This window comes from Streptomyces sp. NPDC090442 (assembly GCF_044769405.1).
Classification (GTDB): domain Bacteria; phylum Actinomycetota; class Actinomycetes; order Streptomycetales; family Streptomycetaceae; genus Streptomyces.
In genome coordinates this window covers 74,099-86,271 of the sequence record NZ_JBIVXW010000011.1, presented here as the reverse complement: position 1 = coordinate 86,271, position 12,173 = coordinate 74,099, and the positions used below count along the sequence as shown (strand labels likewise).

Sequence of the window (12,173 nt, the reverse complement as noted above, 5' to 3'; positions counted from 1 at the left end):
GCAGCCCGCAGCCCGCAGCCCGCAGCCCGCAGCCCGCAGCCCGCAGCCCGCAGCCCGCAGCCCGCAGCCCGCAGCCCGCAGCCCGCAGCCCGCAGCCCGCAGTGAGTTCCGTGTGTTGGGCGGCCCTACAGCGCTGCGTGGCCAGTGTCAGTAGGCCCAACCGGGCTGTACTGGGCGGCTGTATGGGGCAACGCATCTCGTATCGGTCGGAGCATCTCGAGCTGAACTCCCCCTACATCTCCCCTCCCGCTACGTGCGTTTCGCTCTCCATCGTTTCGGCCCTCGGCCACGCGGCAAGAAGCCCAATCGCCGCCTCCCACTGCCAGCGCACGGGTCAGCACCGTGCCGCTTAGCTCGCTCCTTCCTTTCTGCGGATCCGCGGAGGCGGCCCAACGCCCACAGGGCTGAGCCGGCGAGAGCGAGTGTGCCGAGTAGGGCTGTACCAGTAGCGTCCGCCGATGCGCTCGTCCCTTCGCGACCGGCGAGAGCCGGTTGTTCACGATGTGGACGAGAGGGTCCGGCTTCCGGTACGGCGTTGGGCTCGGGGATGCCGAAGACCGGAAGCAGGCGCGAGTGGGCGCCGTGCAGCATGGCCGGTGGCAGCAGCGAGAGCGGGTCCAGGTAGGTCGTGCCACGTAGTAGGCCCCAATGGAGACATGGGGCGCGGCAGTGGTAGGGGCCGCCCTCCAGTACGCCGACGGGCTGGCCGGCGGTGACCTGTTGGCCCTTGTGGGCGGATGCGCGGACCGGTTCGTAGGTGGTGCGTAACGGTGGATGGCCCGAGTCGGACACCTCGATGGTGAGGACGCCGCGGCCGGCGACGGTGCCGGCGAATGCGATCTGTCCGGGCGCGGCTGCCTTGACGACTGTGCCTGCGGATGCCGCCAGGTCGACGCCTCTGTGTCCTGCCGCCCAGGGCGTTGGAGGCGGCTCCCAACCGCGCAGCACTGTGGGCGGTGCCCCGCCAGGGCCGTCGACTGGCCAGGAGCGGTCCGCCGTCGAAGCCGCTGGTCGGGCAGCCAGCTTCACCCCGTCCTTGGCCAAGGGCGGTGCCGCGCTGGCGATCGGCGCCGCCGCGGTGGCCACCCCTGTCGTGCCGATCGCTCCTACAGATGCCCCGACGCACAGTACGTACAGGCAGAGAGCACATAGAGCGCAGAGAGAACACAGGGCACGCAGGGCGCACCGCGTGAGTGGGGGGAGTGTCGGAGGGGGCGGGTGTCGGCCGCCGTCTTGGCGGTTTCGGCCTGATGACACTTCCTGTCCGTACGTTGCCCGGCTTTGGGCGGCGAGTCCCGTGGCCTTCACCCGGGCACGATCTCGGCTCGGTGCTTGAGGCGACGCCGATGAGGATCCGGGAGCTGGAGCGGGAGTTGGAGTTGGGACTGGGACAGGAGCTGATGCCGAACCCGGTTCCGGCTCCGAGCTCAGCTCGGGATCTGAAGTCCGCCCCGAACCCGGTACCGACACGGACACGAGCTCGGGCACAGGCACGGACGCCGGAATGGAAGACGCGACCGACGTGGACTCGACGCGAGGCCGCGTCGTCTGGGGGGAGCGCTCCCCGACCGGGGGCACCGCAGTCGCTCCGTCCATAGGCGGTCCGTGGCGGCACTGCCGGTCAGGGCGAGAGCCCGGTGAGCCTCCGTGCCCGGGGAGTTGCCTTCGTTCGATGTGGGGCCCTCGGGTAAGGGCGGAGAGTCGTGGGCGGGTCACGTTGCGTCGTCGGGATGGTGCGAGCGTGGCATGAGGCCGCCGATTGGTCGGGCCGGTGATTCGTCGCATGTTGTGACGATCGCGGATGCGAGGCAGGCGCGGGGATCTTGGTCAAAAGCTGTGGACGGAAAGGGGGTTGTGGATAACGGCGTCACCTTGAAGGGGCGCGAAATGGTGCGTGTCGCCCGGTGCATCGCCCGTCCCGTACACTTCTGATGGCGATCCGGGTCACCGGGTCGACTTCGCACGCCCCGCCGCCAGTGCAGTAGTCCCGTTCGGGCAGCACGTCGGCCGCGCTCCTCGGTCCTCGGAAGGTTCCACCCGGTTCCTCCCCTGGCAGGCGCGTCGGGGCGTCAGGCACTGCGATCAGCCGGTCGTGGTGGAACCGAGAAAACAAGGAGTACGGCCATGGCCGTCGTCACGATGCGGGAGCTGCTGGAGAGCGGCGTCCACTTCGGGCACCAGACCCGCCGCTGGAACCCGAAGATGAAGCGTTTCATCTTCACGGAGCGCAACGGCATCTACATCATCGACCTGCTCCAGTCGCTGTCGTACATCGACCGCGCCTACGAGTTCGTCAAGGAGACTGTCGCGCACGGCGGCTCGGTGATGTTCGTCGGTACGAAGAAGCAGGCCCAGGAGGCCATTGCTGAGCAGGCGACCCGCGTGGGCATGCCCTACGTGAACCAGCGCTGGCTCGGCGGCATGCTGACCAACTTCTCGACCGTCTACAAGCGTCTGCAGCGCCTCAAGGAGCTTGAGCAGATCGACTTCGAGGACGTGGCCGCCTCCGGCCTCACCAAGAAGGAGCTCCTGGTCCTCTCCCGCGAGAAGGCCAAGCTGGAGAAGACCCTCGGTGGTATCCGCGAGATGCAGAAGGTGCCCAGCGCCGTCTGGATCGTGGACACCAAGAAGGAGCACATCGCCGTCGGCGAGGCGCGCAAGCTCAACATCCCGGTTGTCGCGATCCTCGACACCAACTGCGACCCGGACGAGGTCGACTACAAGATCCCGGGTAACGACGACGCGATCCGCTCCGTCACCCTGCTCACCCGCGTGATCGCCGACGCCGTCGCCGAGGGCCTGATCGCCCGCTCCGGTGCCGCGACCGGTGACCAGAAGCCGGGCGAGAAGGCCGGCGAGCCGCTGGCCGAGTGGGAGCGCGACCTGCTCGAAGGCGACAAGAAGTCCGACGACGAGGCCGCCAAGGCCGAGGCCCCGGCCGCTGAGGCCGAGAAGCCCGCCGAGGCCGAGAAGCCGGCCGAGCAGGGCTGACCTCTCAGACTGGTTGGTTGACGGCGGGGGAGGTGCCACAAGCGCCGCCCCCGCCGTCCACCCGTAGATCTTTCGACTTTCGCGATTTCGAGAAGAGATTCACAGACCATGGCGAACTACACCGCCGCTGACGTCAAGAAGCTCCGCGAGCTCACCGGCGCCGGCATGATGGACTGCAAGAAGGCCCTGGAAGAGGCCGAGGGCAACGTCGACAAGGCCGTCGAGGTCCTGCGCGTCAAGGGTCAGAAGGGCGTCGCCAAGCGCGAGGGCCGCTCCGCCGAGAACGGCGCTGTGGTCTCCCTGCTCGCCGACGACAACACCTCCGGCCTGATCCTTGAGCTCAAGTGCGAGACCGACTTCGTCGCCAAGGGCGAGAAGTTCCAGGCCGTCGCCAACGCTCTGGCCGCGCACGTCGCCAAGACCAACCCGGCGGACCTCGAGGCCCTGCTCGCCTCCGAGATCGAGGCCGGCAAGACCGTCCAGGCGTACGTCGACGAGGCCAACGCGAACCTCGGTGAGAAGATCGTCCTGGACCGCTTCGCGCAGTTCTCCGACGGCTACGTGACGGCGTACATGCACCGCACGATGCCCGACCTGCCGCACCAGATCGGTGTTCTCGTCGAGCTCGACAAGGACAACGCCGAGGTCGCGAAGGGTATCGCGCAGCACATCGCCGCGTTCGCCCCGAAGTACCTCTCCAAGGACGACGTGCCGGCCGAGGTCGTCGAGGCCGAGCGCCGCGTCGCCGAGGAGACCACCCGCGCCGAGGGCAAGCCCGAGGCCGCGCTGCCGAAGATCGTCGAGGGTCGCCTCAACGGCTTCTTCAAGGACGCGACGCTGCTCGGCCAGCCGTACGCGCTCGACAACAAGAAGTCCGTGGAGAAGGTTCTCCAGGAGGCCGGCGTCACCCTGAAGCGCTTCGCGCGCATCAAGGTCGGCATCTGAGCCTGCCGCGAGGCAGCGAATGACCTACGGCCCCGCTAGGGTCGTACGCAGTCGGCCGCTCATCGGTCGGCCGCAGATGTGACGAGGAGGCCATTGCCGGACAGGGATCTGACCAAGACCCACGGCAATGGCCTTCTTCGTATGTGCACGAGGAGAGCTCAATGAATCACGGTGCCGACGGCGCAGACACCCACAAAGCCGGTAAGGGACGCTTCCTTCTGAAGCTGTCGGGCGAGGCGTTCGCCGGTGGCGGCGGACTCGGTGTGGACCCCGATGTCGTGCACGCCATCGCCCGCGAGATCGCCGCGGTGGTCCGTGACGGTTATGAGATCGCCATCGTGATCGGCGGCGGCAACTTCTTCCGCGGTGCCGAACTCCAGCAGCGCGGCATGGACCGGGCCCGTTCCGACTACATGGGCATGCTCGGTACGGTCATGAACTGCCTGGCCCTCCAGGACTTCCTGGAGAAGGAGGGCATCGACTCCCGGGTCCAGACGGCCATCACCATGGGGCAGGTCGCGGAGCCGTACATCCCGCTGCGTGCGGTGCGCCACCTGGAGAAGGGCCGCGTCGTCATCTTCGGCGCCGGTATGGGCATGCCGTACTTCTCCACCGACACCACCGCCGCCCAGCGCGCCCTGGAGATCGACGCCGAGGCCATGCTGATGGGGAAGAACGGCGTGGACGGCGTCTACGACTCCGACCCCAAGAGGAACCCGGACGCGGTCAAGTTCGACGCCCTCGAATACGGCGAGGTCATCACCCGCGACCTGAAGATCGCCGACGCCACCGCCATCACGCTGTGCCGGGACAACAAGCTCCCGATCCTCGTGTTCGAGCTGCTCGCCGAGGGGAACATCGCGCGTGCGGTGAAGGGTGAGAAGATCGGCACGCTCGTCAGCGATCAGAACACCCGGGCCTAACGGCCTCAACTGCCTGATTCCGTACGGGTGTCGGCCCGTACGGGCGGCAACCCCCGGTCGTGGGAAGACCTCGGTACGGGGATGGACAACCGCCTGCCGGTCGGACACCGTGCAGGAGAAGACGCGCGGCAGGGGCGAGGCTCTGCTTCTTACCGATAAGACCAGGAGCAAGTGGTGATCGAAGAGATCCTCCTCGAAGCCGAGGAGAAGATGGAGAAGGCCGTCGTGGTCGCCAAGGAGGACTTCGCCGCGATCCGCACCGGGCGTGCGCACCCGGCGATGTTCAACAAGATCGTGGCGGACTACTACGGCGCCATGACGCCCATCAACCAACTGGCGTCGTTCTCGGTGCCGGAGCCGCGGATGGCCGTGGTGACCCCGTTCGACAAGAGCGCGCTGCGCAACATCGAGCAGGCGATCCGCGATTCGGACCTCGGCGTCAACCCGAGCAACGACGGCAACATCATCCGCGTGAACTTCCCGGAGCTCACCGAGGAGCGCCGGCGCGAGTTCATCAAGGTCGCCAAGAACAAGGCCGAGGACTCGAAGATCTCGATCCGCAGCGTGCGACGCAAGGCCAAGGAGTCGCTCGACAAGCTCGTCAAGGACAAGGAGTCGGGCGAGGACGAGGTGCGCCGGGCCGAGAAGGAGCTCGACGACACCACCGCGAAGTACGTCGCGCAGGTGGACGAGCTCCTCAAGCACAAGGAATCCGAGCTCCTAGAGGTCTGATGAACGAGTCATCCTGGGGGACCCCGGTCGGCGCCGGACACTGGGGACCGCCCGATCACGGATCGGCCGCCTCGCTGCGCGGGGCGGCACCCCCCGCCCCGGCGGGTCCCGTGCACGGCAGGGGCGGCGCGGCGCAGACTCGGCCCATGCCCATCGTGCCCGAGCCGGGCGGACACCAGGACGACCATCGGGACATCCGGGATGACCAGGACAACCTGGACGACCGGGGGGCTGCTCGGCTGAGCGGCCCCCTGTTCCGCGACGACAGGCCGCAGGAGCCCATGCCCACCTCGCTCCCCGGGTCCGACAGTGACCCAGTGAAACCGCAGAAGAAGAGCGCGGGGCGCAATCTGCGCGCTGCCATAGGGGTCGGCGTCGGACTCGGCGCGGTGATCCTCGCCTCGCTCTTCGTCTACAAGCCGGTGTTCATCGGTGTCATAGCGCTCGCCGTCGTCGTGGGCCTGTGGGAGCTGACCTCGCGGCTGGCGGAGCGCAAGGACATCCGGGTGCCGCTGGTCCCGCTCGCGGTCGGCGGCACCGCCATGGTGATCGCCGGATACGTGCGCGGTGCCGAGGGGGCGTGGGTGGCGATGTCGCTCACCGCCCTCGCCGTCCTGGTCTGGCGGATGACGGAGGCGCCGCAGAACTACCTCCGGGACGTCACGGCCGGGGTCTTCGCGGCGTTCTACGTCCCGTTCCTGGCGACGTTCGTGGCCCTGATGCTGGCTGCCGCGGACGACGGGCCGCAGCGGGTGCTGACGTTCCTGCTGCTGACGGTCGTCAGCGACACCGGTGCCTACGCGATCGGTTGGCGCTTCGGGAAGAAGAAGCTGGCGCCGCGGATCAGTCCGGGCAAGACCCGCGAGGGACTCGTCGGCGCGGTGCTCTTCGCGATGGTGGCGGGGGCGCTGTGCATGCAGTTCCTGATCAAGGGCGGCGCCTGGTGGGAGGGGCTGCTGCTCGGCCTGGCGGTCGCGGTCAGCGCGACCCTCGGCGACCTCGGCGAATCCATGATCAAGCGGGATCTGGGCATCAAGGACATGGGCACCCTGCTGCCCGGCCACGGCGGGATCATGGACCGGTTGGACTCGCTGCTGCCGACGGCGCCGGTGGTCTGGCTGCTGTTCGTGATCTTCGTGGGAGCGGGCTGACCGTCGCCGGTTACCCTTGGAGGGCGCGCCGCTCGTTCGCGGCGCGCCCTTCCCGTTCCCGCGACCGCGGGGACGATCCGTGAGGTCCCCCGGTTCCGGCCCCGTCCGGCTCCTGGCTCCGCGTCGGCGGAAGCCGTCCGGCCTCGTCGCACAGAGGAGTTTCCGCCCATGGCACGCCCGGCCCCGGGAGAACTGACGTTTGTCGCCCCCCGCGGCGCCAAGAAGCCGCCACGGCACCTCGCCGACCTCAGCCCGGCCGAGCGCCGCGAGGCGGTGGCCGCGATCGGTGAGAAGCCGTTCCGTGCCAAGCAGTTGTCGCAGCACTACTTCGCCCGCTACGCGCACGACCCGGCGCAGTGGACCGACATCCCCGCGACGGCGCGCGAGAAGCTGGCCGCGGAACTGCTCCCGGACCTGATGTCGGTGGTGCGGCACATCTCGTGCGACGACGACACCACCCGCAAGACGCTGTGGCGGCTGCACGACGGCACCCTCGTCGAGTCCGTGCTGATGCGCTACCCGGACCGGGTCACCATGTGCATCTCCTCACAGGCCGGCTGCGGCATGAACTGCCCGTTCTGCGCCACCGGCCAGGCCGGGCTGGACCGCAACCTCTCCACCGCGGAGATCGTGCACCAGATCGTCGACGGGATGCGGGCACTGCGCGACAGTGAGGTTCCCGGCGGCCCGGCGCGGCTTTCCAACATCGTTTTCATGGGCATGGGTGAGCCGCTCGCCAACTACAAGCGCGTGGTCGGCGCGATCCGACGGCTGACCGACCCCGAGCCGGACGGTCTGGGCCTCTCCCAGCGCGGCATCACCGTCTCCACCGTCGGGCTGGTCCCGGCGATGCTGCGGTTCGCCGACGAGGGCTTCAAGTGCCGGCTCGCGGTGTCGCTGCACGCGCCTGACGACGAGCTGCGCGACACCCTCGTGCCGGTCAACACCCGCTGGAAGGTCCGCGAGGTGCTGGACGCGGCATGGGAGTACGCCGAGAAGTCCGGCCGCCGGATCTCGATCGAGTACGCCCTGATCCGGGACATCAACGACCAGGCATGGCGCGGTGACCTGCTGGGGCGCCTGCTCAAGAACAAGCGGGTCCATGTCAACCTCATTCCGCTCAATCCGACGCCGGGCTCGAAGTGGACCGCCTCGCGGCCCGAGGACGAGCTGGCGTTCGTACGGGCCATCGAGGCGCACGGCGTGCCCGTGACCGTCCGGGACACCCGGGGCCAGGAGATCGACGGCGCCTGCGGGCAACTGGCGGCCTCGGAACGCTGAGCACCCGCTGGTACGGTGGCGTGGAAAAACGCACATTCATTCCGACAGGGGAGCGCCACAGCGCTGAGAGTGCGGACGTGTCGTAGCCCTACGGCGCCCGCAGACCCTTGAACCTCGCCCGGGTCATTCCGGGTAGGAAGTTCGGTCGTCACTCATGCTGTTGCGCCCCGTCCACCGTTTGCTGCCAAGCGTCATCGACGCAGAACGCAGTGGACACCGGGCGGGGCCGCGTCTCTTCCTGGCCAGCCAGGAGGAACTCAGTGAGCACCACCAGCAGGATCACCGCGGCAGCGCTCGCCGCGGTGGCCGGCATCACCGCACTCGCCGGGTGTGGCAGCTCCGGCACCGGCGGCAGCACGGACGCCAAGACCGTCACGCTCGTCAGCCATGACTCGTTCAACGCCTCCAAATCCGTCCTGGCCGCCTTCGAGAAGGAGACCGGCTACAAGGTCAAGGTGCTCAGGGGCGGGGACGCGGGCAAGGCCGTCAACCAGGCGATCCTGGCCAAGGACAACCCGCAGGGCGACGTCTTCTTCGGCATCGACAACACCCTGCTCTCGCGCGGCCTGAACGCCGGTCTCTTCACCCCCTACAAGGCCCAGGGCCTGGAGAACGTCCCGGCCGACCTCCAGCTCGACAAGGACGCCCACCGGGTCACGCCCCTTGACTACGGCGACAGCTGCGTCAACTACGACCGCGCCTACTTCACCCAGCACAAGCTGGCGCCGCCGCAGACCTTCGACGACCTGCTCAAGCCGCAGTACAAGAACCTGCTGGTCACCGAGAACTCCGCCACCTCCTCTCCGGGACTTGCCTTCCAACTGGGCACCATCGCCACCCACGGCGAGGCCGGCTGGCAGGACTACTGGAAGAAGCTCAAGGCCAACGGCGTCGAGGTCGTGGACAGTTGGGAGCAGGCGTACAACGAGCGCTTCTCGGGCTCCGCGGCCGGCAAGGGCAAGGGGGACAAGCCGCTGGTGGTCTCCTACGCCTCCAGCCCGCCCGCCGAGGTGATGGGCAAGAACCCCGCGCCCAAGGAGGCCCCGACCGGCGTCGCGACCGGCACCTGCTTCCGGCAGATCGAATTCGGCGGTCTGCTCAAGGGCGCCAAGAACGAGAAGGGCGGCAAGGCGCTGCTCGACTTCCTCCTGTCGAAGAAGTTCCAGGAGGACATGCCGCTGCAGATGTTCGTCAACCCGGCGCGCAAGGACGCCAAGGTGCCGGAGCTGTTCACCCACTACGGCACCGCGATCGACAAGCCGGCGACGCTCGCCCCGGCGACGATCACCAAGAACCGTGACCAGTGGATCAAGCAGTGGTCCTCGCTCGTTCTGAAGTAGCCCCCGCACGGCCCAGGAGGCCCGCGCGCGGAACGGCGGTGCGGCTCGGTCTGATGGCCCTGCCGCTCGCCTTCTTCGCGCTGTTCTTCGCCTACCCGGTCGCCGTGATCGTCGGACGCGGGCTGAAGGACGGCGGGCAGTGGCAGTTCGGGCGATTCGCCGCCGTGCTCGGCGACCCGGACGTCCTCCACGTGTTGTGGTTCACCGTCTGGCAGGCCGCCGCCTCGACGGGGCTGACGCTGCTGGCCGCGCTGCCCGGCGCATACGTCTTCGCCCGCTTCGACTTCCCCGGCAAGCAACTGCTGCGGGCGGTGGTCGCGGTGCCCTTCGTGCTGCCCACCGTCGTCGTCGGCTCCGCCTTCCTGGCACTGGTCGGCCGGGGCGGGCTGCTGGACAATCTGTGGGGCGTCCGGCTGGACACCTCGGTGTGGGCGATCCTGCTCGCGCATGTCTTCTTCAACTACGCGGTCGTCGTCCGTACCGTCGGGGGGCTCTGGGCCCAACTCGACCCGCGTCAGGAGGAAGCGGCCCGGGTCCTGGGAGCCGGACGGTTCGCGGCCTGGCGGAGAGTGACGCTGCCCGCGCTGGGACCGGCCGTGGCCGCCGCGGCGCTGATGGTGTTCCTCTTCACCTTCACCTCCTTCGGCGTCGTGCAGATCCTGGGCGGCCCGACCTTCTCCACGCTGGAGGTGGAGATCTACCGGCAGACCGCCGACTTCCTGGATCTGCCCACCGCCGCCGTGCTGACCCTGATCCAGTTCGCCGCCGTACTGGGCCTGTTGGGGCTGCACGCCTGGACCGTGCGGCGCCGCGAATCGACCCTGCGGCTCGTCGACGCCTCCCGCACCGCCCGCCGCCCAAAGGGCCGCAGCCAGTGGGCGCTGCTCTGGAGCACGCTCGCCGTCATCGCGGTGCTGCTCGTCCTGCCCCTGGCTGTGCTCGTCGAACGGTCCTTCGCCGGGCCCCACGGCTACGGGCTGGTCTTCTACGAGACGCTGCAGTCCGCCGCGTCCGCCGACAGCACCTTCGCCGTCGCCCCCCTCGACGCCCTCTGGAACTCCCTCACCTACGGTGCCGCGGCCACCGCGATCGCCCTGCTGATCGGCGGCGCGGCGGCGGCCGCACTCACCCGCTCCCGGCCGACGGCCGGCCCGTCGGGACGCACCCCCGTGATCACTCGGCTGCTGCGCGGCTTCGACGGGCTGCTGATGCTGCCCCTCGGCGTCTCCGCCGTGACCGTCGGCTTCGGCTTCCTGATCACTCTCGACAAGCCGCCGCTGGACCTGCGGGAATCGTGGTGGCTGGTGCCGCTCGCGCAGGCCCTGGTGGGCGTGCCGTTCGTGGTCCGCACCATGCTGCCCGTCCTGCGGGCGGTCGACGGCCGGCTGCGGGAGGCGGCGGCCGTCCTCGGCGCCTCGCCCTGGCGGGTCTGGCGCGAGGTGGACCTGCCGATGGTGCGGCGGGCCGTGCTCATCGCGGCGGGCTTCGCGTTCGCCGTCTCGCTCGGTGAGTTCGGCGCGACCGTGTTCATCGCACGGCCCGATCAGCCGACCCTTCCGGTGGCCGTGGCGCGGCTGCTGGGCCGCGCGGGGGAGTTCAACTACGGCCAGGCGATGGCCCTGTCGACCATGTTGATGGTGGTGTGCGCGGGCGCCCTGCTGGCCCTGGAACGGATCCGTCCCCAGCCGCGGACCGGCTCGGCCGGAGGCAGCCCCATCGACCACTCCGGGGAGTTCTAGATGACGACACAGACCGGGACCACGACATCGGAAATGCTGCGGCTGGACGGCGTCACCGTCCGCTTCGGCACACCCGGTGCGGCCCCCGCCCTCGACGCGGTCGACCTGGACGTCGCGGCGCACGAAACCGTCTGCGTCCTCGGTCCCAGCGGAAGTGGCAAGTCCACCCTGCTGCGGGTGGTCGCCGGGCTGCAACACACCGACGCGGGCGCGGTGTCGCTGGAAGGCCGCGACCAGACGGGGGTGCCCACGCACCGGCGCGGTGTCGGGTTGATGTTCCAGGACCACCAGCTCTTTCCGCAGCGCGACGTCGCGGGAAACGTGGCCTTCGGGCTCCGGATGCGGCGTTCCTCTCGCGCCGAGCAGGAGCGCACGGTCGCGGAACTGCTGGATCTCGTCGGCCTGCCGGGGGCACAGGGCCGTGCCGTGGCCTCGCTGTCCGGTGGTGAGCAGCAGCGGGTCGCGCTGGCCCGCGCGCTCGCACCGAGCCCGCGGCTGTTGATGCTGGACGAGCCGCTCGGACAGCTGGACCGGGGGCTGCGGGAGCGACTGGTCGTCGAACTGCGGCGACTCTTCAGAGAGTTGGGCACGACCGTGCTGGCCGTCACCCACGACCAGGGCGAGGCGTTCGCGCTCGCCGACCGGGTCGTGGTGATGCGGGACGGCCGGATCGCCCAGAGCGGCACGCCCCTGGACGTCTGGCAGCGGCCCGCCAACGCGTTCGTCGCCCGCTTCCTCGGCTTCGACAACGTGGTCGAGGCCACCGTGCAGGGCGGGGCCGCCGCCACCCCCTGGGGCAAAGTGCCGGTACCGGAGGGTACTTCGGACGGGCCGTGCCGCCTGCTGGTGCGCCCAGCCGGCGTCCGGCTGACCTCTCCGGAGGACGGGCTGCCCTGTCTGGTCGCGGCGCGCACCTTCCGCGGCACGCACGTGGCGCTGCTGCTCCAGCCGGCGGGCGCACCGCAGGTGGAGGCGGCCTGCCCACTGAGCCAGGCGCCGGAGACGGGGGAGCGGGTGGGGATCTCCTTCGCCGCCGAGGACGTGGTGGTGCTGGACGCCACGGCTGAATAG

Annotated in this window: 10 protein-coding genes and 1 riboswitch; of the genes, 9 read left to right on the top strand and 1 reads right to left on the bottom strand. The window is 69.4% G+C overall.

Going from position 1 to position 12,173, the window contains the following annotated elements:
* Positions 1 to 249: 249 nt before the first annotated feature.
* Positions 250 to 1,596, bottom strand: a complete 1,347-nt coding sequence (locus ACIQU6_RS10810; RefSeq protein WP_403481294.1) for a murein hydrolase activator EnvC family protein — start codon at positions 1,594 to 1,596, stop codon at positions 250 to 252.
* A gap of 528 nt (positions 1,597 to 2,124) precedes the next feature.
* Between ACIQU6_RS10810 and rpsB the strand changes: the two genes are divergently transcribed.
* The 9 genes from rpsB to ACIQU6_RS10765 all read left to right on the top strand — a co-directional run bounded on the left by rpsB (position 2,125) and on the right by ACIQU6_RS10765 (position 12,173).
* Positions 2,125 to 2,991, top strand: a complete 867-nt coding sequence (gene rpsB / locus ACIQU6_RS10805; RefSeq protein WP_383416553.1) for a 30S ribosomal protein S2 — start codon at positions 2,125 to 2,127, stop codon at positions 2,989 to 2,991.
* Positions 2,992 to 3,099: 108 nt separating this feature from the next.
* The gene (tsf, locus tag ACIQU6_RS10800) at positions 3,100 to 3,936 is read left to right on the top strand and encodes a translation elongation factor Ts (RefSeq protein WP_403481293.1); all 837 of its coding nucleotides are present in this window, start codon (positions 3,100 to 3,102) and stop codon (positions 3,934 to 3,936) included.
* A gap of 161 nt (positions 3,937 to 4,097) precedes the next feature.
* A complete protein-coding gene (pyrH, locus tag ACIQU6_RS10795) occupies positions 4,098 to 4,859 on the top strand; it encodes a UMP kinase (protein ID WP_403481292.1) in 762 nt (253 codons plus the stop codon).
* A 174-nt stretch (positions 4,860 to 5,033) separates the two neighbouring features.
* Positions 5,034 to 5,591 carry a ribosome recycling factor gene (gene frr / locus ACIQU6_RS10790; RefSeq protein ID WP_274912984.1) on the top strand — a complete coding sequence of 186 codons (558 nt, stop codon included), beginning with the start codon at positions 5,034 to 5,036 and terminating at the stop codon, positions 5,589 to 5,591.
* Positions 5,591 to 6,742, top strand: coding sequence for a phosphatidate cytidylyltransferase (locus ACIQU6_RS10785; RefSeq protein WP_403481291.1), 1,152 nt, complete (start codon positions 5,591 to 5,593; stop codon positions 6,740 to 6,742). The genes frr and ACIQU6_RS10785 overlap by 1 nt, the downstream gene beginning before the upstream one ends.
* Before the next feature lie 168 nt (positions 6,743 to 6,910).
* Entirely contained in the window at positions 6,911 to 8,023 is a 1,113-nt protein-coding gene (gene rlmN, locus ACIQU6_RS10780; protein WP_403481290.1) for a 23S rRNA (adenine(2503)-C(2))-methyltransferase RlmN, read from the top strand.
* Positions 8,024 to 8,059: 36 nt separating this feature from the next.
* Positions 8,060 to 8,180: riboswitch (TPP riboswitch) on the top strand.
* A 103-nt stretch (positions 8,181 to 8,283) separates the two neighbouring features.
* Positions 8,284 to 9,363: a thiamine ABC transporter substrate binding subunit gene (locus tag ACIQU6_RS10775; protein ID WP_403481289.1), complete on the top strand. Its 1,080-nt coding sequence runs from the start codon at positions 8,284 to 8,286 to the stop codon at positions 9,361 to 9,363.
* Entirely contained in the window at positions 9,339 to 11,102 is a 1,764-nt protein-coding gene (locus tag ACIQU6_RS10770; RefSeq protein ID WP_403481351.1) for an ABC transporter permease, read from the top strand. The genes ACIQU6_RS10775 and ACIQU6_RS10770 overlap by 25 nt, the downstream gene beginning before the upstream one ends.
* Entirely contained in the window at positions 11,103 to 12,173 is a 1,071-nt protein-coding gene (locus ACIQU6_RS10765; protein ID WP_403481288.1) for an ABC transporter ATP-binding protein, read from the top strand.